Origin of the sequence: Sphingomonas sp. JUb134 (assembly GCF_004341505.2) — a bacterium.
GTDB lineage: Bacteria > Pseudomonadota > Alphaproteobacteria > Sphingomonadales > Sphingomonadaceae > Sphingomonas.
In genome coordinates, this window is record NZ_SLYP02000001.1 from 1,128,379 (window position 1) to 1,152,057 (window position 23,679).

The following is a 23,679-nucleotide window of genomic DNA, read 5'->3' on the forward strand; positions in this document are numbered from 1 at the left end:
AACCGATTACTTGATCTTGGCTTCCTTGAACTCGACGTGCTTGCGCACGATCGGGTCGTACTTGCGGAAGCTGAACTTCTCGGTCTGCGTGCGCGGGTTCTTCTTGGTGACATAGAAGAAGCCGGTGTCGGCCGTGCTGACGAGCTTGATCTTGACGGTGGTCGGCTTTGCCATGACCCTGAAATCCTTCGGTTCGCGGTACCGGACAGCGTTGAAAAACAAAAAGCGGCGCGCGCAAATCGCGGCCGCCCACAGGCTGGGCCGCATGCGTCACCTGCCCGCGGTTGTCAAGGCAAACACGCTGCTTGCCTGCTCCACCCTTGCTGTTTCATCGTTCCTTCACGTGAGGATGGCACCATCCCGCGGCAAGCCAAGGAGAGGGCCCAAGCGATGATCGAGGCAGTTGTAGGCGCCCCCGTGGAGTTCGAAAGCGGTCTTGCCGCGCTGCGCCGCGCCAGCGGCCGCGGGCCGGTGCGGCACCTGGCGGCAGAGGTCGAGGGGATTCGCCGCCTGGCGGCGGCGCAGGGGCTCGTCGCGGCGGCGCCGGTGATCCGGGCGATCGACTCGGCGCTGGCGCGCGGCGAGCGCGGTGCGTTGTTGCAGGGGCTCGTCGTCATCCTCGAGGACGCACTGGCGCAGCGGGAACCGGGCGACTCAAGCTCGGTCTACGCCGCCGCCTGTTCGGTGCGCCTCGCCGGCTGAGCGCCGGGCTGCGGATGGAGACACTGGTTCCTGCCTTTGTCGCGGTGCTGCTCGCGCAGCTCTTCGATCCGCCCGCACGCCTTGCGGCCGTCCTCGCGGACCGCTTTGGGAGGGCGGGCGTAACGGCCGGACTGATCCTCGCCCATGTGGCCGGTTTCCTCGCGGCAGCGGCCGGAGGCGCGCTGATCGCGCCGGGAATGAGCCCCAACGCCCGGGTGCTGCTCCTCGCCCTCGCCCTGATATTCGCGGGTGCGGGCGGTCTGGCCCGGACGAAGCTCGCCGATCGACTGACGAACTGGCGCATCGGAAGTTTCGCAACCGCATTCCTGGGGATCTTCATCCTCGCGTTCGGGGACCGCAGCCAGTTTCTGGCCCTTGCCCTTGCCGCCTGGAGCGGGAGTCCCGTGCTGGCGGCGATCGGGAGCACGGTCGCGGGGGTTGCGGTCGGCGCGATCGCGGCGACGGTCGGAGAGCGCGCCTGGTGCCGCTGGCCGGGGCGGCGGGCGGCCGGCCTTGGGGTATCGGCGCTGCTGGTGGTGGCCGGCGCGGTGCTCGCCGTGCGGGCTTTGCGCCTCGGCTAGAGAAGCTCTTTCGCCTTTCCCCTTGAACGGGAGCGATTCAGGGCAAAGTTCGTTTCCCTCGCGAATCATCATCCGGAGAACCCCATGGCCGACACCAACCCGGCGCTCGACACGCCGACCGACCTGAACAGCAACAAGGTCCGCTCCGTTGCGGACGCGCTGAACGGTACGCTTGCGGACTGTTTCGCGCTGTATCTGAAGACGAAGAACTTCCACTGGCACGTCTCGGGCCCGCACTTCCGCGACTATCACCTGATGCTCGACGATCAGGCCACCCAGATCCTCGCCATCACCGACGTCATCGCCGAGCGGGTGCGCAAGACGGGCGGCACCACCCTGCGCTCGATCGGTGACATCGCGCGTCGCCAGCAACTCACCGACGACGACCGCGACTTCGTGGCGCCGGGCGAGATGCTGACGATCCTGCGCGACGACAATCTGAAGCTGGTCGAATCGATGCGTGCCGCGCGCGAAGCGGCCGAGACCGCGGGCGACACCGCCACCAGCAGCCTGGCCGACGAGTGGATCGATCAGGCCGAAGAGCGCGCCTGGTTCCTGTTCGAGGCTGGCCGCAGGAGCTGAGCCGTTCGGGGCGGCCGATGGAACGATCGGCTGCCCCGCTCGGTTGACCCGCGAAGCTAATGGAGGAACTGCCATGCTGCGTTGGGCCATCATCTTTCTGATCGCGGGACTGGTGCTCGGGGTGCTGGGCTTTGGTGGAATCGGCGGGGCGTTCGTCGACATCGCCAAGATCCTGTTCTTCATCGCCGTGGCGATCTTCGTCGTGCTGCTCGTGCTGGGCCTGCTCGCAGGTCGCGGCATCAAGAATGCGATAGACTAGTCACCTGGAACTGAAGTAAGTCGCATTGTATGCTGGCTCCGCTGATGAGGAGCTTGGCATGGCGAACGCGGGCGGCCGACCGACGATGCCTCTGGTGTTGGAGGCGGAGGAGCGGGACTATCTGGAGCGGCAGGTTCGCCGGCGGCGGGTGTCTCGCTCGATGTCGGAGCGGTGCCGTATTATCCTTCGCTGTGCGGACGGTATTCAGAGCAAGGTTGTCGCTGCTGAGTTGGGCGTGCACGAGCACACAGTCGGTAAGTGGCGACGGCGCTTCCTGAAGGACCGAGTTGAGGGACTGATGGACGAGGCTCGGCCCGGACGACCGAGAACGATCGACGATGATCAGGTTGCTGCCGTGATCGAGCGCACACTCCGCTCCACGCCAACTGACGCGACCCACTGGTCGATACGCTCGATGGCGGGTGCGACCGGCTTCTCCCACACGACGATCCGGCGCATCTGGTCGGCCTTTGGGCTGCAACCGCATCGGTCGGAGACGTTCAAGCTGTCGAGCGATCCCCTGTTCGTGGAAAAGGTCCGCGACATTGTCGGGCTCTATCTCTCCCCGCCTAACCGCGCGTTGGTGCTCAGCGTCGACGAGAAGAGCCAGATCCAGGCGCTCGATCGAGAGCAGCCGGTCCTGCCGATGATGCCAGGAGTACCCGAGCGGCGCACTCACAGTTACGTCCGTCACGGCACGACCTCGCTGTTCGCAGCGCTCGACATCGCTTCGGGGTTCGTGATCGGCAAATGCTACAAGCGTCATCGCGCCGCCGAGTTTCTGGACTTCCTTAAGCAGATCGACGCCCAGGTGCCGCCCGATCTCGATGTCCACATCATCATGGACAATTACGCGACCCACAAAACCGCGCTCGTCCGGGCCTGGCTCGCCCGCAGGCCGCACTATCATGTGCATTTCACGCCGACTTCGGCTTCGTGGATCAACCAGGTCGAGCGCTGGTTTGCCGAACTTACCCGCAAGCAACTGCGCCGCGGCGTCCATACCTCCACCAATCAGCTCGAGCAGGACATCCGTGCCTTCATCGAGCGCCACAACGAGAACCCGAAGCCCTACCGATGGACCAAGTCCGCCGACGAGATACTCGCCTCCGTAAAGCGCTTCTGCCAAGCCGCAGACCGTACGTTATGCGGCGAACTTTAGATTCAGGTGACTAGCGGTTCGGCGCGACTATCCTCCCTGTCGGCTGGGCTGGCGGGGAGAGTCGCTGTGGCGCTGACGAGCATGGTTGCGGGGCTGCTGCTGGCCCTCGCCGGCGAGGCGCAGACGCGGACCGCGACTCCTGGCGCTCCGCCGCCGCAGGCGCAGATCACAGACCTGTCCTGGCTGACCGGGCAATGGCACGGCGAGGGCTATGGAGGACCGGCGACTGAGGTCTACTCGGCGCCGCAGGCAGGCGGCATCGCCGGTCACTTCCTGCAGGAAGACGGAAAGGGCGGGGTGCTCTTCTATGAGCTGCTGCAGATCGTGCCGCGTGGCCGATCGCTGATCTATCGACTCCGCCACTTCAATGCCGATCTGACCGGGTGGGAAGATGCCAAGGGCGGCAAGGCGGTGGAGTTCCCGCTGATCGCGGTGGAGGGCAGTCGCTTCTTCTTCGACGGGCTGACGCTGGTACGCGAAGGGCCGGACGCACTTACCGTGTGGGTGCGGATCGCCGAGGACGGCGCACCGGCGCGCGATGTACCGTTCCGCTATCGGCGGGTCCGCTGAGGCCCACGCAACCAAGCGTGCCGCCGGCGGGTTGATCGGGCATGCGTGCGTTCGCCGACCTGCTCGACCGGTTGATCTATACCCGGTCGCGCAATGCCAAGCTCCGCCTGATCGGCGATTATCTGCGGACCACGCCGGACCCCGACCGCGGCTGGGCGATCGCGGCGCTGACCGGCGACCTCGATCTTCCGGCGGTGAAGCCCGCCATCATCCGGCAGATGATCGAGACCCGGGTGGACCCGGTGCTGTTCGGGATGAGCCGCGACTTCGTCGGCGACACGGCCGAGACGGTCGCGCTGCTGTGGCCGGAGCCACCTGCCGGCTCACCCGCGGCGCGTGAGGCGGAGCCACTGTCGCTGGCGCAGGTGGTGGATACGCTCGCCGCCCTGTCGCGAAGCGATGCGCCTGCCGTCCTCGCTGCGATGCTCGACCAACTCGATTCGGACGAGCGCTTCGCCCTGCTCAAGCTGGCCACCGGCGGGCTCCGTGCAGGCGTGTCGGCGCGGCTCGCGAAGACGGCGCTCGCGCAAGCCTTCGGCCTCGACGTCGAGGCGGTGGAGGAGGTGTGGCACGGCCTCGCGCCGCCCTACGCGCCGCTGTTCGCCTGGGCCGAGGGGCAGGCGCCGCAGCCTGACAGCGCGAACCTACCGGTGTTCCGCCCCTTCATGCTCGCCCACCCACTGGAGGACGGTCGCGTCGATCTCGCGGACTATGCCGCGGAGTGGAAGTGGGACGGGATCCGGGTGCAGCTGGTCCACGCCGGTGGGGAGACCCGCCTCTACAGTCGCGCCGGGGACGACATCACCGCCAGCTTCCCGGAGGTCGCGGCCGCCTATGCAACCCCCGGGGTGCTCGACGGCGAACTGCTGGTGAAGGGGGAGGCGCAGGGCCATGCGCTGGGCGAGGCGGAGGGCGCGGCCAGCTTCAATGCGCTCCAGCAGCGACTGGGGCGCAAGACGGTGTCGAAGCGGATGCTGGCCGAGTTTCCCGCCTTTGTCCGCCTCTATGACATCCTGTTCGACGGCTCCCGCGACCTGCGGGCGCTTTCCTGGAGCGAGCGCCGCGCAGCTCTGGAGCGGTTCGCCAAGGACCTGGACCCGGAACGGTTCGACGTTTCCCGCCTGATCGAAGCGCCGGACTTCTCGGCACTGGAGGCGATCCGCGAGGGTGCGCGGGACGCGGCGATCGAGGGCGTGATGCTCAAGCGGCGGGACAGCCCCTATGTCGCCGGGCGCCGGGTTGGCCTTTGGTACAAGTGGAAGCGCGATCCCCTCACCGCGGACTGCGTGATGATGTATGCCCAGCGGGGCAACGGAAAGCGCTCGTCCTTCTATTCGGATTACACCTTCGGCTGCTGGACCGGTGACCCGGCCGAGGGCGGTGAGCTGCTGCCGGTCGGCAAGGCCTATTCGGGGTTCACCGACGAGGAGCTGAAGTGGCTCGACCGGTTCGTGCGCACCAACACCGTCCAGCGCTTCGGCCCGGTCCGCGAGGTCGAGAAGACGCTGGTGCTGGAGGTGGCGTTCGATTCGATCCACGCGTCGCGCCGCCACAAGTCGGGGCTCGCGATGCGGTTCCCGCGCATCGCCCGGATCCGGCGCGACAAGCCGGCTGCGGAAGCGGACCGGATCGAGACCCTGCTCCGTATGGCGACCTAAGGAGGCCCCGCTAAGGCGCCGGATCGAGCGCGATTTCGAACAGGGTCGGCCAGAGCTTGCCGGTCACGAACAGCCGGCGCTTCGCCGGGTCCCAGGCGATGCCGTTCGGAACCGCCTCCGGATCGGTTGCGGCGACCTCCGTCGCGAGGGCCGACAAGTCCATCAGGCCGGTCACCGCGCCGTTGGCCGGATCGATGCGGACTAGATAGTTGCGATGCCACACATTGGCAAAGATCGCGCCGTCGATCACCTCGAGCTCGTTGAGGTTGCGCACAGGGCGGCCGTTTGCGGTGACCGTCAGCTCGCGCTGGACCGCGAAACTCTTCGGGTCCCGAAAACGCAGGGTCGCCGAGCCGTCCGACTGGATCAGCGCCTTTCCGTCGCTTGCCAGCCCCCAGCCTTCGCCGGTGTAGCGGAAACTGCCGGTGCGCTTGAGCGTCTTCGCGTCCCAGCGATGCGCGAGGCCCGTCTTCCAGGTAAGGCTGACGAGGCTATTCTCCCACAACGCCAGGCCTTCGCCGAACTGATCGGCAGGCAGCACCGCGCGGGCGAGCACCTGCCCATCCTCCAGCCGCACGTGCCGGACTTCCGAGCGGCCTTCCAGCCCGATGCTCTCGAACAGGGCGCCATCGTGCCACAGCAGGCCTTCGGTAAAGGCGCCGGGATCATGGGGATAGCGCGCGACGATGCGCGCGGTGATCGGATAAACGGGTGCCGGAGACGGTGCAGTCGCCGGAGGGGCGACCTGCCCGGTCGCGGCAACGGGGGCAGGGGCGCCCGAAACCAGCGTCGCCGCGACGGCAAGGACCATCGCGGCGACATGGTTGCGGAACCGCCTGGCCGACGTGCGGCCGGACGGCATCCGGAATCAGCCCTTGGGCTGGAGGTTCACCGCGGCGTACTTGCCGCGCCGATCCACCTCAAGCTCGAACTCGAGCTTGTCGCCCTCGTTCAGCGTGGGCATGCCCGCGCGCTCGACGGCCGAGATGTGCACGAATGCGTCCGGCTGGCCGTCGTCGCGCTGGATGAAGCCGAAGCCCTTCATTGCGTTGAAGAACTTGACCGTGCCCGACGCACGCTCGCCGGTCAGCTGACGCTGCGGGCCGCCCATGCCGCCGCCACGCGGAGCGGCATCACGGTCGCGCGGTGCACCGCCGCCACCTTCGGTGACCGGCATCGGCTCGCCGTCGATCTTCAGCTCGGTGGCCGAGACGCGGCCGCCGCGATCCACCAGGGTGAAGCCGAGCGGCTGACCCTCGGCCAGACCGGCGAGGCCCGCCTGCTCGACTGCGGAGATATGCACGAACACGTCCTCGCCGCCATCGTCACGGACGATGAAGCCGAAGCCCTTCTGTCCGTTGAAGAACTTCACGACGCCCGTGGCTTCGCCGACGACCTGCGGGGGCATGCCGCGGCCACCGCCACCGCCGCCACCACGGAAGCCGCCGCCGCCGCCACCGCCGAAGCGATCGCCGCCGCCGCCGAAGCCGCCGCCACCGCCGAAGCGATCGCCGCCGCCGCCGCCGTAGCCGCCGCCACCGCCGAAGCGATCACCACCGCCGAAGCCGCCGCCACCGCCGAAACCGCGGTCGCTGTAGCCACCGTAGCTCTCGTCACCGAAACTGTCGCGCTTGTCCTTGCCGCGCCCGCCGCGATCCCCGCGGCGCCCTCGATCGAAACTCATTGCCCTGTTCGTCTTCCCGGCTCGCCCAAATCACCATCAGAACCCAAGCGCCGGACGAATGACGCAAGTCTCTGGGCGCACAGGCAGATGCGCCACGACGCCACCATAGCCGAAACGCCTCCAGCCGGAAATGTTTTCGACAATTTTGCGGCAGGTAACGCGCGATCGTGCCACAACCGTGGCGGAGACGGCACAGCTTCGGCATTTTTTTGCAGCATCCGGAGCCGATGGAGGGGCGTGCATGGCGACCCTGTCCTGCAAGCGTGCCGGTCTCAGGTGATTCGCGGCGCCACAGCGCCGACTCGGAAGAGCGCGATGCCCCAGGGAGTTCGGCCGGGCCATTGAGCCCGATCCCCGAAGCGTCTAGGCGTTCGGCATGGCTGTTTACCTGCACGAAGAAGATCTGCCCGCCGACCTGTTCGCGCCGGGCGCCGACCTCGCCGTCGATACCGAGACCATGGGCTTGCACACCCACCGAGACCGGCTGTGCGTCGTGCAGATTTCGGATGGGGGCGGCAACGAGCACCTCGTCCGCTTTTCGCCCGGTAGCGACTATGCCGCGCCGAACCTGCGTGCCGTCCTGGGCGATCCGGATCGCGTCAAGCTCTACCACTTCGCCCGCTTCGATCTCGCGGCGATCCGCCACTATCTCGAGACCGTGGCCGCGCCGGTCTATTGCACCAAGACCGCCTCGCGCCTGGTGCGGACCTACACCGATCGCCATGGCCTGAAGGAACTGGTGCGCGAGCTGCTCGGCCAGGAAATCTCCAAGGCGCAGCAGTCGTCGGACTGGGGCGCTCCGGTGCTGAGCGACGCGCAGAAGGAATATGCCGCGTCCGACGTGCGCTATCTCCACGCGATGCGCGAGGAGCTCGACCGCCGCCTCGCCCGGGAGGGGCGTAGCGCCCTTGCCAAGGCCTGTTTCGATTTCCTGCCGCACCGGGCCGATCTGGACCTGGCCGGGTGGCCGGAAGTCGACATCTTCGCGCACATGTAAGCGACACGATGTCGGAGATCGCCCGCCGCGAACGAACGCAGCGCCAGCATTGGGCGCTCCCCGGAAGTCGCCACGACCGGCTGATCCGCCTGTCGCTGGTCGCGCTGCCGGTCGCGATCGGCGTGCTGGCGGCATTCCTGGTGCTCGCCCCGCTGTTCATGCGCGGCGACGTCAGCTTCGTGCTCGACAAGAACAAGGTGGAGGTCGCCAAGGAGCGGCTGCGCATCCAGGCGGCCCGCTACACGGGGGCCGACGCCAAGGGGCAGCCGTTCGCGCTGACCGCGGGGTCGGCTGTGCAGAAGAGCTCGTCCGAACCGATCGTCCAGCTCGACAAGCTTGCCGCCGAGATCCAGCTGAAGGACGGCCCGGCAAGGTTGAACGCCAACCACGGGCGCTACGATCTGGATACCGAGCAGGTCGCGATCGACGGGCCGATCGCCTTTCGCGCAGCCGACGGATACCGGCTCGACACCCGCGATGCGACCGTGGACCTGAAGACGCGCAAGCTGCGCAGCGGCGGTGCGGCGGACGGTACCACGCCGCTCGGTACCTTCAGCGGCGATCGGCTTTCGGCCGACCTGGAGGCGCGCACCGTGCGCCTCGACGGCAATGCCCGCTTGCGCATCCAGCCCGGGCGAACGAAGTAGGCGCTATGATACGTGTCCCGCACCTTCTGCTCGTCGCCGCGCCCCTCGGACTGCTCGCCGCGCACGCTGCCTTCGGGCAGGTACGCCACGACTCGAACGCGCCGATCGATTTCAGCGCCCAGTCGATCGAGCTGCAGGATCGCGCCAATCGCGCGATCCTGACCGGTGGCGTGACGATCCGGCAGGCGACGATGACGCTGACCGCGGACCGCGTGACGGTGAACTACACCGGCCAGGTGGCTTCGGGGTCGCCGCAGGCCTCGCGGCTCGACGCGGCCGGCGGGGTCACGGTGACGCGCCCGGACCAGACCGCCAAGTCGAACTACGCCGTTTATGACGTCAACCGGCGCGTGGTGACGATGATCGGCAACGTCTCGCTGACGCAGGGCACCAACCGGCTCAACGGCGGGCGGCTCTCGATCGATCTCGACACCGGGCGTGCCACCATCGACGGCTCGGGCGTGGCGAGCACCACGGCACCGGGAGGCGGCGTGACGCAGCAAGGCGGACGGGTGAGCGGACGCTTCTCGGTACCCAAGCGCAACTGACGCACCGTCCGGCGGACCAGGGGGCGCCGATCGACGGTACCCCCTTTCCCTCCGGGCGCGAATCATGCACGAATCTTGCCAGCTGCATGCGCGTTTCGAGGCGATGACCTTCGACGCGCCAGCACGGAGCCCCAGATGGACGATGTGACCACCCTAGCCAGCCCGACCACGGCACCCCATGCGGAGCCGACGATGGCGCACGGCCTGTCGGTGGTGTCGATCGCCAAGTCCTACGACAAGCGGGTGGTGCTGTCCGACGTCTCCATGTCGGTCGGCCGCGGGGAGGTCGTCGGGCTGCTCGGTCCCAATGGCGCGGGCAAGACGACCAGCTTCTACTCGGTCATGGGCCTGGTGAAGCCGGACGCCGGGCGCATCATGCTCGACGGCGACGACATCACCAGCCTGCCGATGTACCGCCGCGCGATCCTGGGGCTCGGCTACCTGCCGCAGGAAACCTCCATCTTCCGCGGCCTGACCGTCGAGAAGAACATTCTCGCGGTGCTCGAGCTTGCCGAGCCGGATCCCAAGGCGCGCGGCCAACGGCTCGACCAGTTGCTCGACGAGTTCGGCCTCACGCGCCTGCGGGACGCACCGGCGATGGCACTGTCGGGCGGCGAGCGGCGGCGGGCGGAGATCGCGCGGGCGCTGGCGGCCGACCCCTCGATCATGCTGCTCGACGAGCCGTTCGCGGGTATCGACCCGATCTCGATCGCCGACATCCGCGATCTGGTCGGCCAGCTCAAGCAGCGGGGGATCGGGGTGCTGATCACCGACCACAATGTCCGCGAAACGCTCGACATCGTCGACCGTGCGTACATCATCTACGATGGCCGGGTGCTGTTCACCGGCTCGCCCGAGGAACTGGTGGCCGACGCCAACGTCCGCCGCCTGTACCTGGGCGAGAGCTTCTCGCTCTGACCCATGGCACGCGCCGGTCGCCTCCCGCAACGCGAAGGGCACCGGCACGCTGAGGGCGTCTGCGGGAGGCGCGGCTGATGTCGCTCGGCCCGCGCCTCGATCTCCGCCAGTCGCAGTCGCTGGTGATGACGCCGCAGCTCCAGCAGGCGATCCGCCTGCTCGCGCTGTCGAACCTGGAGGTTGAAGGCGTCATCGCCGAGGAGATCGAGCGCAACCCCTTGCTCGAATCGGGCGGCAGCGACGATCCGGGTGGCGAGGATATGTCGCCGGGCGACACGCCTCTCGTGCGCGACGAGCCCGCGGGTGCCGACGAACTGGTGCTGATGGGAGAGGCAAGCGGAGAGGCGCTCGACATCGACTTGGCGGCCGATGCATTCATCGACGACGGCCCTGGCGACGCCATCGGGGGGCTGGACGGAGGCCTGAGTTCCAGCGGGGGCGGCGCGGCCACCCTGCCCGAAGACGGCCTGGACTTCGATGGGTTGGAGGCGGACGGGCCCTCGCTCGCCGACCACCTTCTCGCGCAGGCGGGTGCGGTGCTTTCCGGGCCGGCCCTGTTCGTGGCGCAGCAACTGATCGACCGGATCGACGAGTGCGGCTATCTCACCGGCTCGCTGCTCGACGTCGCCAACCGGCTGGGCGTGCCGCTGGCGGAGGTCGAGGCGGTGCTCGCCACGATCCAGACCTTCGATCCCACCGGCGTGGGCGCGCGCAACCTGGCCGAGTGCCTCGCGCTCCAGGCGAAGGAGGCGGATCGCTACGATCCCTGCATGGCCCGGTTGATCGACAATCTGGATCTGGTCGCCCGCGGCGCGCTGCCGCAACTGCGCCGGCTCTGCGAGGTCGACGACGAGGATCTGGCCGACATGATCCGCGAACTGCGCGGCTATGATCCCAAGCCCGGCTGCCGGTTCGGCGGAGAACGTGCGCCCGCGGTGGTGCCCGATCTGTTCGTGGCGCCGCGGGGCGCGGGCTGGGCCGTGGAGATCAACGGGGCCACGCTGCCACGGCTGCTCGTCAATCGCGCCTATTATGTCGAGCTTTCGGGCGGGCGACAGGACAAGACCTCCCGCGCCTGGCTCTCCGAATGCCTCGCCAGCGCCAACTGGCTGGTCAAGGCGCTCGACCAGCGGCAGCGCACCATCATCAAGGTCGCGGCCGAGATCGTGAAGCAGCAGGAGGGCTTCTTCCGCAAGGGCGTGGCCCACCTGCGGCCGCTCACCTTGCGGCAGGTGGCCGAGGCGATCGAGATGCACGAATCGACGGTCAGCCGGGTCACCTCCAACAAATACCTCAGTTGCGCACGCGGGCTGTTTGAGCTGAAGTACTTCTTCACCTCCGCGATCCAGGCCGCCGACGGCGGCGAAGCGGTGTCGGCCGCAGCGGTCAAGAACGCGATCAAGACGCTCATCACCGCCGAGGATCCGCGCAAGATCCTGTCCGACGACACGCTGGTCGAGCTGTTGAATGCCAAGGGCTTCGACATCGCCCGGCGCACCGTCGCCAAATACCGCGAGGCGATGGGGATCGGCTCCTCGGTGCAGCGGCGTCGGCAAAAAGCGTTGCAGGGGACCTGATATCGGCTTCGGCCCGGGTTCGTGGTTCCCGCCGCGCCCGATTCGGCCCAAAGAGCGCGGCATGCCCTTTTTCTCAGACCGTGCGCGGCATCTGCTGCGCCTGCACGCGCAGCGGAATGCCTCCGATCAGTGGCCGATCCTGAAGCGGCGGGTCGCGACTGCTGCGGGCGCGGTCCTGCTCGGGCTGGTGGCGCTTGCCTTTGCCCGCGCGAGCGATCTCGCGCAGGAACTGTTCGGGCATGCGGTGGCGCGCTGGCCCTATGCCCCGCTGGTGGCGACGCCGCTCGCCTTTGCCGCGGTTGTGTGGGCTACGCGGCGCTGGGCCAGGGACGCGCGCGGCTCCGGCATCCCCCAGGTGATCGCGGCCGGCAGGTCGGGGGACGAGCAGGTCGCGACGCGCCTCCTTTCGCTCGGCACCGCCGCCAAGAAGCTGGTGCTGACGGTCACCATGCTGTTGTTCGGGGCCTCGGTCGGTCGTGAGGGGCCGAGCGTCCAGGTGAGTGCGGCGATCATGGTCGCGCTGCACCGCCTGCTGCGCGTGCCGATCACTGCCGGCGTGCTGATCGCCGGTGGCGCCGCGGGCGTCGCCGCGGCGTTCAACACGCCGCTGGCCGGGGTCGCCTTCGCGATCGAGGAACTCGCCGCCGCCTATGAGCAGCGGGTTGCCGTCCTGGTGATGGGGGCGGTGATGATCGCCGGCATGGTCAGCCTGGGGATCGCCGGCGACTATGTCTATTTTGGCGCGGTGCACCAGACGCTGAAGCTGCATCGCGTGCTGCTACTGGCGCCGCTCGCCGGTCTGCTGGGTGGTGTCGCGGGCGGGCTGTTCACCCGCGTCGTGCTGGGGTTCAGTGACGGGCGCACCGGATGGGCCCGGGCGCTGAAGGCCCGGCCCGTGCTGTTCGCCGGCCTGTGCGGACTGGTCGTCGCGGTGCTGGGCGTCGGGACGGGCGGTGCCACCTGGGGAACCGGCTATGGCGCCACGCGCGCGCTGGTCGAGGGCGGCGAGGTGTCGGGCTGGTTCGGTCCCGCCAAGCTGATGGCGACACTCGCGACGACCTTGACCGGGGCGCCCGGCGGGATCTTCGCGCCCTCGCTTGCCATCGGCGCGGGCTTCGGGAACCTGCTGACGGCCCTCTTCCCCTATTCGCCGCCGGGCGCGGTGGTGGTGATCGGCATGGTCGCCTATTTCGTCGGCGTCGTGCGCGCGCCCTTCACCGCGGTTATCATCGTCAGCGAAACGACGGCGGCGCGCGGGCTGATCCTGCCGATGTTCGCGGCGGCGCTGATCGCCGACTGGATCAGCGCGCGAGTCTGCCAGGAACGGCTGTACCACGGGCTCGCGCGCCCGTTCGTCGCCGAGACAGAGGGGGCGCCCCGGCCCGCCGGGGCTCAGTCGTCCTCGTCCTCATAGCCGACCAGGTCGAGCGCCCGCGCGCGGATCTGGCGCATGCTGCACCAGTGAACCAGCGCGTCTTCGCGCCCGTGCGTCACCCACACTTCCTGCGGGGCGATCTCCTCGATCGTACGGGTCAGCTCGTCCCAGTCGGCGTGATCGGAAAGGATCAGCGGCAGCTCGACGTTGCGCTGACGGGCGCGTTGCCGCACGCGCATCCAGCCCGAGGCCATGGCCGAGATCGGGTCCGGAAGCCGCCGCGACCAGCGGTCGTTGAGCGCCGAGGGCGGGGCCAGGATGATCCGCCCGGCGAGTTCCGCCTTGCTGGCGCCGGTAGCGGGGCGCAGCTCGCCCAATTCGACGCCGTGCGCGACATAAAGATCGCATAATCGCTGAAGCGCGCCGTGAACGTAGATCGGATCGTCGAAGCCCATCGCGCGTGCCTCGGCGATCACGCGCTGCGCCTTGCCGAGCGCATAGGCGCCCACCAGCACGCACCGCTCCGGCTCCGCGCGCAGCGCCGCAAGCAGCTTGTCGATCTCGTCACGAGTCTCGGGGTGGCGGAAAACCGGCAGTCCGAACGTCGCCTCCGTCACGAACACGTCGCAGGCGACCGGCTCGAACGGCGCGCAGGTCGGGTCCGGGCGGCGCTTATAGTCGCCCGACACCACCACCCGCTCGCCGCGATGCTCCAGCAGGATCTGCGCCGACCCCAGCACATGGCCTGCGGGGACATAGGACACCTGGATGTCGCCCAGCCGGACGGTCTCGCCATAGGCGACCGGGCGGCCGTTCTGGGTGCCATAGCGCGCGTCCATGATCGCCAGCGTCTCGGGGGTCGCCCACACCGTCTCGTGCTCGCCGCGGGCATGGTCGGCGTGCCCATGAGTCACCAGCGCGCGCGGCACCGGCACCGACGGGTCGATCCAGGCATCGGCGTGGGGCAGGTAGATGCCTTGCGGCTTGGGTTCGATCCAGTCGGCGAGACGCGGCATGGGGAGGCTAACGCACGAACTCCCTTTCGGGCCGCATCGTAGGCGATGGATCGAACCGCAGGCTCCTGTCGTTGATGGCTGGTTCTTCGGGAGAGGAGGTCGAGCGATGGCGGACGAAGTCAGTCTGTGGGGCCTGTTGACGATCATCGGGCCGATCGTGCTGCTGGCCGTGATCATCTGGGCGGTGCTCAACAACCGCGTCTCGCGTCGCCGGCACCAGGAGAGCGAGCGCGCGACCGCCGATCTCTATGACGAGCAGGACCGGATCGACCGCGAAAAGCGCATGCGCTGAGCCGATCCCTTCCGTTGGGGCTGCCGGATCGCCACATCGGCGATGTGCCCGCTGCCATCCCCGAACTTCCCGACTCAATCTCCCGTTGGTTTGCCGATCGTGGATGGTCGCCCCGCCGGCACCAGGCGGAGATGCTCGCGGCGGCAAGGGCCGGGCGCCACGCATTGCTGGTCGCGCCCACCGGCGCGGGCAAGACGCTCGCGGGTTTCCTGCCCACGCTTGCCGAGCTCGCCGATGCCCCGCGCGAGGGGCTGCACACGCTTTACATCTCGCCGCTGAAGGCGCTGGCCGTCGACGTACAGCGCAACCTGCTCAATCCCATCTCGGAGATGGGGCTCGACATTCGTGTCGAGACGCGGACCGGCGACACCCCCTCCGACCGCAAGGCGCGGCAGCGGGTGAAGCCGCCGCATATCCTGCTGACGACGCCCGAATCGCTCAGCCTGCTCCTGTCCTATCCAGACGCAGATCGGCTGCTGGGCGGTCTCAAGACGATCGTCATCGATGAGGTGCACGCCTTTGCCGCGGGCAAGCGCGGCGACCTGCTGGCGCTTTGCTTGGCGCGCCTCCAGCGGTTGAGCCCCGGCCTTCGGCGTGTGGCGCTCTCCGCCACCGTCGCCGACCCGGACGATTATCGCGCCTGGCTCGCTCCCGATGGCGACATCGACGCCGTCACGCTCGTGCAAGGCGATCCCGGTGCCGATCCCCGCATCGAAATCCTGCTGCCGGAGGGGCGCATTCCCTGGTCCGGCCACTCCGGGCGCTATGCCGCGCCGCAGGTGATGGCGCAGATCGAGGCGCATGCCACCACGATCGTCTTCTGCAACACCCGCAGCCTTGCCGAGCTGATCTTCCAGGACCTGTGGAAGTCCAACGAGCGGAGCCTGCCGATCGGTGTCCATCACGGCAGCCTCGCGGTGGAGGCGCGGCGCAAGGTCGAGCAGGCGATGGCGGACGGGCGGCTGCGCGCGCTGGTGGCGACCGCCAGCCTCGACCTGGGCGTGGACTGGGGCAACGTCGACTGCGTGATCCAGATGGGAGCGCCCAAGGGCTCGTCGCGCCTGCTCCAGCGCATCGGCCGCGCGAACCACCGCCTCGACGAGCCTTCCGAGGCCATTGTCGTGCCGGGCAACCGATTCGAATATCTGGAGGCGCGCGCGGCACTGGATGCGGTGGAGGCGGGCGAACTCGACACCGAGTTGTTCCGCCCGGGTGCACTCGATGTGCTCGCCCAGCATCTGATGGCCTGCGCCTGTGCCGAACCCTTCGATGCTGCGGATATGCTGCAGGAGGTTCGCGCAGCATTGCCCTATTCCGCGCTCGATGCGGAGACGTTCGATCGCGTGCTCCACTATATTGCCGAGGGCGGCTACGCGCTGCGTGCCTACGACCGGTTCAAGCGGCTGACCCAGGGGACGGACGGGCTCTGGCGCGTCAGCCATCCGCGCTTCGTGCAGCAGCATCGGCTGAACGCCGGCATCATCGTCGATGCGCCGACACTCGACGTGCGCTTCCGAAATGGCCGCAAGCTTGGGACGGTGGAGGAGTATTTCGCCTCCACCCTCTCGACTGGCGACACTTTCTTCTTCGCCGGGCTCAGCCTCGAGGTGGAGCGGATCGAACTGACCGATCTGATCGTGCGCGCCTCCAGCCGGCCTGCGCGCATCCCCACCTATGTGGGCACCCGCATGGCGCTCTCCACCAACCTCGCGCAGCGCGTACGGACCTTTCTGCACGACCGCGCGCAATGGCCCCGGTTCCCGGCGGACGTGCGCGAATGGCTGGAGATCCAGGGCCGGCGCTCGCGCCTGCCGGAGCCGGGGCAATTGCTGATCGAGACCTTCCCGCACGAGGGAAGGCACTACATGGTCGCCTACAGCTTCGAAGGCTGGAACGCGCACCAGTCGCTCGGCATGCTCATCACTCGCCGGATGGAAGCGCTGGGGCTGAAACCCATCGGCTTCGTCTCCAACGACTATGCGCTCGCCTGCTATGGCCTGGAGCCGATCACCGATCCGGCAGCGCTCTTCTCGCCCGACATCCTGGAGCATGAGTTCGTCGAGTGGGTGCAGGGCTCGAACCTGCTCAAGCGCGCCTTCCGGGAAGTGGCAGTGATTGGCGGGTTGGTCGAGCGCCAGCATCCCGGCAAGCGTAAGTCCGGCAAGCAGGTGACCTTCTCCACCGACCTCATCTACGACGTGCTGCGCAAGTACGAGCCCACCCACTTGCTGCTTCAGGCCGCGTGGGAGGATGCGCGCGCGCGAATGACAGACGTCGGCCGCCTGGCGACGCTGCTGGAGACCGCACAGGCGCGCATGCTGCATGTGACGCTGGAGCGGATCAGCCCGCTTGCCGTGCCCGTCATGGTGCTGATCGGCCGCGAGCATGTGCCGCAGGGAAGTGCGGACGACGCGCTGCTGACGGAGGCGGAGGCGATGGCCGCCGAGGCGATGCGGCTTGATTGAAGGGGCGTGCTTTCCGACCCGTCCTCCTTCCTCTCCGTTTGTTTCGAGTAGCCGTCGAGCTTGCCGAGACGGCGTATCGAGAAACGGGCAGCGGCTCTCTCGATACGGGCTTTCGACAGGCTCGATCCCTACTCAAGACAAACGGTATGGGGACGACAACCAGCCCTTGGAAGGGCTTGCCGTGCCCCTCCCCGCACGGCATAGCGGCGCCATGGTTCGCTTTTCGTTCGCGGGGCACGACCTGGTCGCGCTGGCCGCGGGCGCGCTCTACTGGCCTTCGCGCGAGGCCCTGCTGGTCGCCGATCTCCACTTCGAGAAGGCGAGCTGGTTCGCACAGTTCGGCCAGATGCTGCCGCCCTATGACAGCCTTGCGACGCTGGACGCGCTGGAGGCGGTGGTCGCGCGGGTGAAGCCCGCCGAGCTCTGGTGCCTGGGCGACAGCTTCCACGATCCAAAGGGCTGTGCGCGCCTGCCGAAAGCGGCGCAGGAACGGCTCAAGGCGCTGACGTCCGGCTGCCGCTGGACCTGGATCACCGGCAACCATGACGCCGGCTTCGCGACCTCCTGCGGCGGCGCGGTGCTGGAGGAGGCGGTGGTCGACGGGCTGGTGCTGCGGCACGAGGCCGATCCTCGCGAAGCGCGGCCCGAGCTTTCGGGCCACTTCCACCCCAAGCTGCGGGTGACGGTGCGGGGCCGGACGATCGCGCGCCGCTGCTTCGTCGCGACGCCAAGCAAGCTGGTGCTGCCCGCGTTCGGCTCATTGACCGGTGGGCTGGAGCCGCATCACCCTGAGATCGTGCGGGCCGTAGGCCGGGGTGCGGAAGCGCTGGTGGCGCTGGAGGATCGGCTTTTGCGGTTTCCGGTCGCCGCCTGAGGGTCAGGGGCGGGCGCCACACTGCACGGACGATGTGCCGCGCACCTGACACTTGGCGCTGCCCGCTACTTCAATGGTGCCGACGCCATTTGCCGTGACGACGGCGGTGAGGGCAGCGCGGAACCGGGCGGTACCCGCGCCGTCGCTGCGCACCACCAGCTCGCGGGTATCGAGCGAAGCCGCGTCGAGACTGCCCGAGCCCGAGGCTACGAACCGCGCCTGTCGTGCTGCGCCGGCCAGGGAGAGCGTCCCGTTCCCGGTCAGGGTGCCCAGCAGTTGGTCGGCCGCCACGCTCGCGATCGACAGCGTGCCGGTCCCGTTCAACACCACTTCCGATCGGGTGCCGGCGAGGCGGTCGACCGTCATGCGTCCGCCGCCAGTGAGCGTCACCGCTTGCAACGGCGCCGTCGTCCGCACCCGGATGGTGACGGGGCGCTGCGGCACGGCGAAACCGTCCTGCGTGGTGCCGATGGGGCGGATGGTCAGGACGCCGGCTTCCACCTGCACGGCCACGCGCTCCGCCGAGGCGCGATCGCCGAGCAGTTCGGCGCCCGTGCGCCCGCCGGTGACCACTTCCACGACATAGGAGCCGCTGACGCGCAACCGGCCGAAGCGCGTGAGCATCACCGTGCGGACAGGCGGCTCCGGGCTCTCCGACGCCGCCGTTAGCGCCAGAAGGATCGGCAGCAACAGCATAAGGCGAGCATCGCACCGCGGCTGCCGCAATGGCAAGCCGCCGTCGGTGTCAGGACGCGCAGCGGATCGAGCCGGAGCCCGCCAGCGTGCTGGTGCACAGCGCCATGTCGCCGAGATCCACGGTGCCCGACCCGTCGAGGGCCACGCGGGCGGGACCTGCGACGCTCGCCTGGGCCGCGCCCGATCCCTGCAGGATGACCGAGGCTTCTTCGGCACGAAGCTGCGGCGCGGCGATGTCACCCGAACCCTTCAGTTCGGCCGAAAGCATGTCGACGGCGCCGGCGGCCGCGATCGTGCCGGAGCCGGTGTTCGCAAGCCGGACGGTGCGGCCGCCGAGCATGCCGATGGTGAGGTCGGCCGATCCGGAGACGCTGCCCGAGAAGTCGTCGGCCCGGTCCAGCGTCACTGCGCCCGATCCGGTGGCGGAGGCGGCGCGGATCTCCGGCATCTGCACGGTGATGCTGCCCGTGCTGCGCAGCGGCCACTCCCAGCTCTGCCGGGCCTTGCGCCCGATCCGGAGCGTGCCGCCCTCGCTCTTCACGAGGAGCTGGTCGAGCACCGCGGGCTCCCCGCTAGCCTCGACCGCGAAGTCGCCGCCGGTGCGGATCTCGACGGTGTCGGGACCTTCCAGGGAGATGGCGGTGAAGTCGCGGGCAGCGAAGCTGCGCTGCGCCGTGTTGGCGAGTTGGGGATCGGACTCACCGCTGCCGGAGCAGGCGGCGAGGGAAAGGCAGGCCAAAGTGCCTAGCGTACGCATAACAACCCTTTTCGTGGCTCACGCCGAAGACCCCGCCGCCAGCGCAAAGCCGTAAAGAAAAAGGGCGGCCGTGGGGCCGCCCTCGTTCGGGTGCTTGAGGAAAGCCCGCAGCCTCAGGCGGCGGTCTTCTCCTTGTTGTAGATCGCGGCCGACGCCCGCAGGATGTCGAGGATCTTGTCGAGCGCCTTGGGCTCCTCGACCTCTTCCATCGCTGCCAGTTCGCGCGCGAGGCGGCTGGCTGCGGCTTCGAAGATCTGGCGCTCGGAATAGCTCTGCTCGGGCTGGTCGTCGGCGCGGAACAGGTCCCGGACCACCTCGGCGATCGACACCAGGTCGCCCGAGTTGATCTTCGCCTCATACTCCTGGGCACGGCGCGACCACATGGTGCGCTTGACCTTGGGCTTGCCCTTCAGCGTGTCGAGCGCCTCGCGCAGCGTCTTGTCCGACGACAGCTTGCGCATGCCGACGCTCTCGGCCTTGTTGGTCGGCACGCGGAGCGTCATGCGCTCCTTTTCGAAGCGGAGCACATACAGCTCGAGCTGCATGCCCGCGATTTCCTGCTTCTGAAGCTCGATGACACGGCCAACGCCATGCTTGGGGTAAACGACATAATCGCCGACATCAAAGGACAGCGCCTTGGCAGCCATTGGTAGCCTTTCGTGACCGGTTCGCCCCAGAGTCGCGCCTGGACGGGGAGGGGCTCAGGCCGATCCGCGTCGGGCTGGGGCTTTTCTTTAGGGTGCGTCTCCACGCGGCGGGCAACGAAATGCCGCCGTCGCGCAACTATATAGCGCGTCCGGAGCAAAAATGCCAGCGGCGAGTTGCAGTTCCCGCGAAAACGGGCCGGAAATCCGCGCTTTTTTCCGCGTACGGGGCCGCGTACGGGCCCTGCCGGGTCAGTCGCCCTTGCCGGGTTCGGGGGAGAAGAACTGCTCGTACTTGTTCTCGACGCCCTTCATCGCGTCCGCGTCCGGCGGCGTCTGGTCGAGCTTGCGCGTGACGTTGGGCCACTGGGCCGAGAAGGTGTTGTTGAGCTCCAGCCACTGTTCCAGCCCGGACTCGGTGTCGGGCAGGATCGCCTCGGCCGGGCATTCCGGCTCGCACACGCCGCAGTCGATGCATTCCGAGGGATTGATGACGAGCATGTTCTCGCCCTCGTAGAAGCAATCCACCGGACAGACCTCGACGCAGTCCATGTACTTGCAGCGGATGCAGGCGTCGGTGACGACGTAGGTCATTGGGGAAAAGGCTCCAGGGGTTCGAACGGGGACGCGTTATGCGGGCTGTCCCGCCCCGTCAACGGGCTCGGTCCGGGCGGGTTCCAGCAACTCGTAGGTTGCGAGCGCCTCGGCGGGCGGTCCGCGGCGCCTGGGAAGGGCGAGCACGCGCAGCACCCGCACCTGTCCGTTGCGGGGGAAGGCGACCACGACCCCCGGCCGCACGGGACAGTGCGCGCGGTCGATGCGGCGGCCGTCGATGCGCAGCAACCCGCCCTCGGCGAGGCTCTGGGCGGCGCTGCGGGTCTTCACCAGCCGGGCGAACCACAGGAAGCGGTCGAGCCGCATCGATTCGGCGCCGTGCGGGGTCGGATCAGCCACGTGAAAGGTCCAGGCCAGCCAGCGCGGCAAAGGCATTGCCCGGACGCGGTGCCGCCGGCGTGCGCGGCGCCGGCGCGCGCGGACGGCCGCGCCAGGCCCAGCGGGGCTGCTCGCCCTCGGGCTTGGCGCTGCGGAAGCCCAGGCGCGCCATCAGCTTGGCGATCGTCTCGGCCTGGAGCCCGATCGAGGTCGCGAGCGCCGGGTCCGGGGCGAACGGCTTGTGCCCCTCCCGCGCGTCGTGCGCGGCGCGAGCGATGCGTTCGACCAGGTCGACGCGTACCGCCTGGCCGCCCAGCCGGCGGAAGCCCCAGGCGCGGGTGTCGCCGGGCAGTACGGTGGCGCCGGCGGGGGGCAGCGGCTCGATCGGGCGGCCGTCGCGTGCCGCCAGCAGCGCCGCCCGCCAGCGCGCGGGGGCGGGACGGAACAGGCGCGCGTCGAACAGGTCGAGCGTGCCGACCGTCACGCCGGCCTGGCGCAGCCGGCGGCGATCCTCGGGCGCGAGCACGTCCAAGGCGGGATCGGCGGTTTCGCGCGGGCTGATGCCGCCGACCTCTGTGAGGGCCGCGGCGACCGCACGCAGGGGTGCGCTGGCGTTCGGGTCGCGCGACAGTGCGGCGAGCCGGGCGAGGACCGGCGCGCGGCGGGCGATCTCCGCCCCCACCCATGCGACGATCCGCTCGCGCACCGCCGTATGGCCGGGGCGGTCGAGGCAGTCGAGGCTGCGGTCGAGCTTCACCGCCGGGCGATCAAGCGTGGGCCCGCTCGCAAGCGTGGCGACAGGGATGCCGTTCCAGCGGATACCGGGTCGTTCGCCGGGTTCGGCATCGAGCACGAAGGCCTCGTCCGTCGCACCGGCGAGCGCGGCACCGCGGCGGCGCAGCTCGCCCGCGAGGCCCTTTTCGGCGGCGGAGATCAGCAGCCGCTTGTCGGCGACGCGCGCGTCGGGCGCGACATGGAAGCGGAAGCCTTCGAGGCGGCCGAGCACATGCGCGTCGACGCTGACTTCGCCGTCCTCGGAGACCTCAACCGGCAGGTTGCTCGCGTCCGCACCGATGCGGCGGAGCAGCACGGTGGTGCGCTGATCGACGAAGCGCTGGCGCAGGCGGTCGTGGAGCGCGTCCGACAGCCGCTCCTCGATCGCGCGGGTGCGATCGGCCCAGTGCGCGGGTTCGGCGAGCCAGTCGGCACGATGGGCGATATAGGCCCAGCTGCGCGCGGCAGCGATGCGCCCGGCGATGGTCTCGACATCGCCGCCGACATTGTCGAGCCGCGCGATCTCGTCGGCGAACCACTGGTGGGGCAGGTGGCCCTTGCCCTCGCTCAGATGCTGGAAGATGCGGCCGACGAAGCGCGCATGCGGATCGGCGCCCAGCTTGCGGAAATCGGGCAGGCCGCAGGCCGACCACAGCCGCGCGACCATGGCGGGGCTGCGCGCGCGGGCGCGCACCCAATCTTCCTCGGCCAGCCGCTTAAGCACGGCCAGGTCGATCGCCTGGGGTGCGGCGCGCAGCGCGGGGTGGCTTGGCTTGCGCTCCAAGCTCTCGATCAGCGCGTCGATGCTGGCGTAGCTGGGGCTGCCCTCGCGCCAGTAGAGCTGTTCGAGCGGCGGGATGACGTGCCCCTCGATCGCCAGCACTTCCTCGGGCGTGAAGGCGCTCGGGCCTTCCTCGACCAGTCCGCCGAAGGTGCCATCGCGCTGGTGGCGCCCGGCGCGCCCGGCGATCTGCGCCATTTCCGAGATGGTGAGGCGGCGCTGGCGGCGGCCGTCGAACTTGCGCAGCGAGGCGAAGGCGACGTGGGCCACGTCCATGTTCAAGCCCATGCCGATCGCGTCGGTGGCGACGAGATAGTCAACCTCGCCCGACTGGAACATCTGCACCTGGGCGTTGCGGGTGCGGGGGGAAAGCGCGCCCATCACCACTGCGGCGCCGCCGCGCATGCGGCGGATCGTCTCGGCGACGGCGTAGACCTCCTCGGCCGAGAAGGCGACGATCGCGCAACGGCGCGGCAGGCGGGAGAGCTTGCGCGCGCCGGCGTAGGAGAGGGTGGAAAAGCGCGGGCGGTTGATGATCTCCGCATCGGGCACCAGCGCGCGCACCATCGGGCGTAGCGCTTCGGAGCCGAGGATCATCGTCTCCTCACGCCCGCGGGCGCGCAGCAGCCGGTCGGTGAAGACATGGCCGCGCTCGGGATCGGCGCCCAATTGCGCCTCGTCGAGCGCCACGAAGGCGACCTCGCGGTCGAGCGGCATGCTTTCGGCGGTGCACAGGAACCAGCGCGCGCCGGGGGGCACGATGCGCTCCTCGCCGGTGATGAGCGCCACCTGGTGCGCGCCCTTGATCGCCACCACGCGGTCATAGACCTCGCGCGCGAGCAGGCGCAGCGGGAAGCCGATCATGCCCGAGGCATGGCCGCACATCCGCTCGATCGCGAGGTGGGTCTTGCCGGTGTTGGTGGGGCCCAGCACGGCGGTGAGCGGGCTACGCGCGAACTGGCTCATATCACCGCGAAACATCGGGCGTGGCGCCGCGAAGTGCAAGGGCGCAGAAGGACTTGGCGGCTTCTGCTGCGCAGCATGGCGCGTTCGCGGGTGCGGAAGGTTAGTCGAAAGTTAGTCCAAGAACGGCGCTGGTGCGGTCTTTCGGAAGCGAGCGGCAGGAGGATGTGGGGAGCAGGGGTGACCATCGTTGCATCCTTTCGCGCGCGCCGGGTCCGGGTTGT

At 68.9% G+C, this 23,679-nt stretch carries 26 protein-coding genes; 16 read left to right on the forward strand and 10 right to left on the reverse strand.

The window, feature by feature from the left end; genetic code table 11:
• Positions 1–6: 6 nt before the first annotated feature.
• Positions 7–174 carry a 50S ribosomal protein L33 gene (gene rpmG / locus EDF69_RS05245; RefSeq protein WP_125959110.1) on the reverse strand — a complete coding sequence of 56 codons (168 nt, stop codon included), beginning with the start codon at positions 172–174 and terminating at the stop codon, positions 7–9.
• 216 nt (positions 175–390) lie between these two features.
• Between rpmG and EDF69_RS05250 the strand changes: the two genes are divergently transcribed.
• The 7 genes from EDF69_RS05250 (at position 391) to EDF69_RS05280 (ending at position 5,514) form a co-directional block, all read left to right on the forward strand.
• The gene (locus EDF69_RS05250) at positions 391–702 is read left to right on the forward strand and encodes a hypothetical protein (RefSeq protein ID WP_132882474.1); all 312 of its coding nucleotides are present in this window, start codon (positions 391–393) and stop codon (positions 700–702) included.
• A 14-nt stretch (positions 703–716) separates the two neighbouring features.
• A complete protein-coding gene (locus EDF69_RS05255) occupies positions 717–1,283 on the forward strand; it encodes a TMEM165/GDT1 family protein (RefSeq protein WP_132882475.1) in 567 nt (188 codons plus the stop codon).
• Between the two features lie 84 nt (positions 1,284–1,367).
• Positions 1,368–1,865 (forward strand): Dps family protein, encoded by a 498-nt coding sequence (locus EDF69_RS05260; RefSeq protein ID WP_132882476.1) that lies wholly within the window; start codon positions 1,368–1,370, stop codon positions 1,863–1,865.
• Positions 1,866–1,938: 73 nt separating this feature from the next.
• On the forward strand, positions 1,939–2,124 hold the full coding sequence (locus EDF69_RS05265) for a DUF1328 family protein (protein ID WP_132882477.1): 186 nt from the start codon (positions 1,939–1,941) through the stop codon (positions 2,122–2,124).
• A 58-nt stretch (positions 2,125–2,182) separates the two neighbouring features.
• Positions 2,183–3,286 (forward strand): IS630 family transposase, encoded by a 1,104-nt coding sequence (locus EDF69_RS05270; RefSeq protein ID WP_132884640.1) that lies wholly within the window; start codon positions 2,183–2,185, stop codon positions 3,284–3,286.
• A 66-nt stretch (positions 3,287–3,352) separates the two neighbouring features.
• Positions 3,353–3,856, forward strand: a complete 504-nt coding sequence (locus tag EDF69_RS05275) for a DUF6265 family protein (protein ID WP_132882650.1) — start codon at positions 3,353–3,355, stop codon at positions 3,854–3,856.
• Positions 3,857–3,897: 41 nt separating this feature from the next.
• Positions 3,898–5,514: a cisplatin damage response ATP-dependent DNA ligase gene (locus EDF69_RS05280; RefSeq protein ID WP_132882649.1), complete on the forward strand. Its 1,617-nt coding sequence runs from the start codon at positions 3,898–3,900 to the stop codon at positions 5,512–5,514.
• A 10-nt stretch (positions 5,515–5,524) separates the two neighbouring features.
• On the opposite strand, the gene EDF69_RS05285 is transcribed toward EDF69_RS05280, so the two are convergent.
• Both EDF69_RS05285 and EDF69_RS19775 read right to left on the reverse strand, forming a co-directional pair.
• Positions 5,525–6,376 (reverse strand): glutaminyl-peptide cyclotransferase, encoded by an 852-nt coding sequence (locus EDF69_RS05285; RefSeq protein ID WP_239555307.1) that lies wholly within the window; start codon positions 6,374–6,376, stop codon positions 5,525–5,527.
• Between the two features lie 6 nt (positions 6,377–6,382).
• Positions 6,383–7,198, reverse strand: coding sequence for a cold-shock protein (locus EDF69_RS19775; protein ID WP_132882648.1), 816 nt, complete (start codon positions 7,196–7,198; stop codon positions 6,383–6,385).
• 376 nt (positions 7,199–7,574) lie between these two features.
• Here EDF69_RS19775 and EDF69_RS05295 point away from each other — a divergent pair, with 376 nt between their 5' ends.
• The 6 genes from EDF69_RS05295 to EDF69_RS05320 all read left to right on the forward strand — a co-directional run bounded on the left by EDF69_RS05295 (position 7,575) and on the right by EDF69_RS05320 (position 13,299).
• Complete coding sequence (locus EDF69_RS05295) at positions 7,575–8,195, forward strand: ribonuclease D (protein ID WP_132882647.1); 621 nt, start codon at positions 7,575–7,577, stop codon at positions 8,193–8,195.
• A gap of 8 nt (positions 8,196–8,203) precedes the next feature.
• On the forward strand, positions 8,204–8,842 hold the full coding sequence (gene lptC, locus EDF69_RS05300) for an LPS export ABC transporter periplasmic protein LptC (RefSeq protein ID WP_125959101.1): 639 nt from the start codon (positions 8,204–8,206) through the stop codon (positions 8,840–8,842).
• A gap of 5 nt (positions 8,843–8,847) precedes the next feature.
• A complete protein-coding gene (locus tag EDF69_RS05305; protein WP_125959100.1) occupies positions 8,848–9,390 on the forward strand; it encodes an LptA/OstA family protein in 543 nt (180 codons plus the stop codon).
• A gap of 135 nt (positions 9,391–9,525) precedes the next feature.
• Complete coding sequence (gene lptB / locus EDF69_RS05310; RefSeq protein WP_125959099.1) at positions 9,526–10,308, forward strand: LPS export ABC transporter ATP-binding protein; 783 nt, start codon at positions 9,526–9,528, stop codon at positions 10,306–10,308.
• Positions 10,309–10,385: 77 nt separating this feature from the next.
• A complete protein-coding gene (gene rpoN / locus EDF69_RS05315) occupies positions 10,386–11,885 on the forward strand; it encodes an RNA polymerase factor sigma-54 (RefSeq protein WP_132882646.1) in 1,500 nt (499 codons plus the stop codon).
• A 61-nt stretch (positions 11,886–11,946) separates the two neighbouring features.
• On the forward strand, positions 11,947–13,299 hold the full coding sequence (locus tag EDF69_RS05320) for a chloride channel protein (protein WP_132882645.1): 1,353 nt from the start codon (positions 11,947–11,949) through the stop codon (positions 13,297–13,299).
• Here EDF69_RS05320 and EDF69_RS05325 read toward each other — a convergent pair.
• Positions 13,278–14,276 (reverse strand): ligase-associated DNA damage response exonuclease, encoded by a 999-nt coding sequence (locus EDF69_RS05325; RefSeq protein WP_132882644.1) that lies wholly within the window; start codon positions 14,274–14,276, stop codon positions 13,278–13,280. The two genes, EDF69_RS05320 and EDF69_RS05325, sit on opposite strands and share 22 nt — an antisense overlap.
• 106 nt (positions 14,277–14,382) lie before the next feature.
• On the opposite strand from EDF69_RS05325, the gene EDF69_RS05330 reads away from it, so the two are divergent.
• From EDF69_RS05330 to pdeM, 3 genes are all read left to right on the forward strand, one after another.
• Positions 14,383–14,568 (forward strand): hypothetical protein, encoded by a 186-nt coding sequence (locus EDF69_RS05330; RefSeq protein ID WP_132882643.1) that lies wholly within the window; start codon positions 14,383–14,385, stop codon positions 14,566–14,568.
• A gap of 77 nt (positions 14,569–14,645) precedes the next feature.
• Positions 14,646–17,033 carry a ligase-associated DNA damage response DEXH box helicase gene (locus EDF69_RS05335; RefSeq protein WP_425336668.1) on the forward strand — a complete coding sequence of 796 codons (2,388 nt, stop codon included), beginning with the start codon at positions 14,646–14,648 and terminating at the stop codon, positions 17,031–17,033.
• A 211-nt stretch (positions 17,034–17,244) separates the two neighbouring features.
• On the forward strand, positions 17,245–17,907 hold the full coding sequence (gene pdeM, locus EDF69_RS05340; protein WP_132882642.1) for a ligase-associated DNA damage response endonuclease PdeM: 663 nt from the start codon (positions 17,245–17,247) through the stop codon (positions 17,905–17,907).
• Between the two features lie 3 nt (positions 17,908–17,910).
• Here pdeM and EDF69_RS05345 read toward each other — a convergent pair whose 3' ends face one another.
• The 6 genes from EDF69_RS05345 to EDF69_RS05370 all read right to left on the reverse strand — a co-directional run bounded on the left by EDF69_RS05345 (position 17,911) and on the right by EDF69_RS05370 (position 23,458).
• Positions 17,911–18,603, reverse strand: a complete 693-nt coding sequence (locus EDF69_RS05345; RefSeq protein ID WP_132882641.1) for a GIN domain-containing protein — start codon at positions 18,601–18,603, stop codon at positions 17,911–17,913.
• A gap of 49 nt (positions 18,604–18,652) precedes the next feature.
• A complete protein-coding gene (locus EDF69_RS05350; protein WP_204991319.1) occupies positions 18,653–19,342 on the reverse strand; it encodes a head GIN domain-containing protein in 690 nt (229 codons plus the stop codon).
• A 131-nt stretch (positions 19,343–19,473) separates the two neighbouring features.
• Positions 19,474–20,007, reverse strand: coding sequence for a CarD family transcriptional regulator (locus EDF69_RS05355; protein ID WP_125959091.1), 534 nt, complete (start codon positions 20,005–20,007; stop codon positions 19,474–19,476).
• 249 nt (positions 20,008–20,256) lie between these two features.
• A complete protein-coding gene (gene fdxA, locus EDF69_RS05360; RefSeq protein ID WP_125959090.1) occupies positions 20,257–20,598 on the reverse strand; it encodes a ferredoxin FdxA in 342 nt (113 codons plus the stop codon).
• A gap of 36 nt (positions 20,599–20,634) precedes the next feature.
• Positions 20,635–20,925: an RNA-binding S4 domain-containing protein gene (locus EDF69_RS05365; RefSeq protein WP_132882672.1), complete on the reverse strand. Its 291-nt coding sequence runs from the start codon at positions 20,923–20,925 to the stop codon at positions 20,635–20,637.
• A 25-nt stretch (positions 20,926–20,950) separates the two neighbouring features.
• Positions 20,951–23,458, reverse strand: a complete 2,508-nt coding sequence (locus EDF69_RS05370) for a helicase-related protein (protein WP_132882671.1) — start codon at positions 23,456–23,458, stop codon at positions 20,951–20,953.
• Positions 23,459–23,679 lie beyond the last annotated feature (221 nt).

Bases quoted from the DNA above. Each gene is read 5' to 3' on its own strand.
- rpoN (WP_132882646.1), top strand. From the start codon at position 10,386: ATGTCGCTCGGCCCGCGCCTCGATCTCCGCCAGTCGCAGTCGCTGGTG.
- EDF69_RS05250 (WP_132882474.1), top strand. From the start codon at position 391: ATGATCGAGGCAGTTGTAGGCGCCCCCGTGGAGTTCGAAAGCGGTCTT.
- EDF69_RS19775 (WP_132882648.1), bottom strand. From the start codon at position 7,198: ATGAGTTTCGATCGAGGGCGCCGCGGGGATCGCGGCGGGCGCGGCAAG.
- EDF69_RS05265 (WP_132882477.1), top strand. From the start codon at position 1,939: ATGCTGCGTTGGGCCATCATCTTTCTGATCGCGGGACTGGTGCTCGGG.
- EDF69_RS05325 (WP_132882644.1), bottom strand. From the start codon at position 14,276: ATGCCGCGTCTCGCCGACTGGATCGAACCCAAGCCGCAAGGCATCTAC.
- EDF69_RS05330 (WP_132882643.1), top strand. From the start codon at position 14,383: ATGGCGGACGAAGTCAGTCTGTGGGGCCTGTTGACGATCATCGGGCCG.
- EDF69_RS05365 (WP_132882672.1), bottom strand. From the start codon at position 20,925: ATGCGGCTCGACCGCTTCCTGTGGTTCGCCCGGCTGGTGAAGACCCGC.
- EDF69_RS05370 (WP_132882671.1), bottom strand. From the start codon at position 23,458: ATGAGCCAGTTCGCGCGTAGCCCGCTCACCGCCGTGCTGGGCCCCACC.
- EDF69_RS05345 (WP_132882641.1), bottom strand. From the start codon at position 18,603: ATGCTGTTGCTGCCGATCCTTCTGGCGCTAACGGCGGCGTCGGAGAGC.
- EDF69_RS05320 (WP_132882645.1), top strand. From the start codon at position 11,947: ATGCCCTTTTTCTCAGACCGTGCGCGGCATCTGCTGCGCCTGCACGCG.
- fdxA (WP_125959090.1), bottom strand. From the start codon at position 20,598: ATGACCTACGTCGTCACCGACGCCTGCATCCGCTGCAAGTACATGGAC.
- EDF69_RS05280 (WP_132882649.1), top strand. From the start codon at position 3,898: ATGCGTGCGTTCGCCGACCTGCTCGACCGGTTGATCTATACCCGGTCG.
- EDF69_RS05295 (WP_132882647.1), top strand. From the start codon at position 7,575: ATGGCTGTTTACCTGCACGAAGAAGATCTGCCCGCCGACCTGTTCGCG.
- lptB (WP_125959099.1), top strand. From the start codon at position 9,526: ATGGACGATGTGACCACCCTAGCCAGCCCGACCACGGCACCCCATGCG.
- EDF69_RS05270 (WP_132884640.1), top strand. From the start codon at position 2,183: ATGGCGAACGCGGGCGGCCGACCGACGATGCCTCTGGTGTTGGAGGCG.
- EDF69_RS05255 (WP_132882475.1), top strand. From the start codon at position 717: ATGGAGACACTGGTTCCTGCCTTTGTCGCGGTGCTGCTCGCGCAGCTC.
- rpmG (WP_125959110.1), bottom strand. From the start codon at position 174: ATGGCAAAGCCGACCACCGTCAAGATCAAGCTCGTCAGCACGGCCGAC.
- EDF69_RS05355 (WP_125959091.1), bottom strand. From the start codon at position 20,007: ATGGCTGCCAAGGCGCTGTCCTTTGATGTCGGCGATTATGTCGTTTAC.
- EDF69_RS05260 (WP_132882476.1), top strand. From the start codon at position 1,368: ATGGCCGACACCAACCCGGCGCTCGACACGCCGACCGACCTGAACAGC.
- lptC (WP_125959101.1), top strand. From the start codon at position 8,204: ATGTCGGAGATCGCCCGCCGCGAACGAACGCAGCGCCAGCATTGGGCG.
- EDF69_RS05285 (WP_239555307.1), bottom strand. From the start codon at position 6,376: ATGCCGTCCGGCCGCACGTCGGCCAGGCGGTTCCGCAACCATGTCGCC.
- pdeM (WP_132882642.1), top strand. From the start codon at position 17,245: ATGGTTCGCTTTTCGTTCGCGGGGCACGACCTGGTCGCGCTGGCCGCG.
- EDF69_RS05305 (WP_125959100.1), top strand. From the start codon at position 8,848: ATGATACGTGTCCCGCACCTTCTGCTCGTCGCCGCGCCCCTCGGACTG.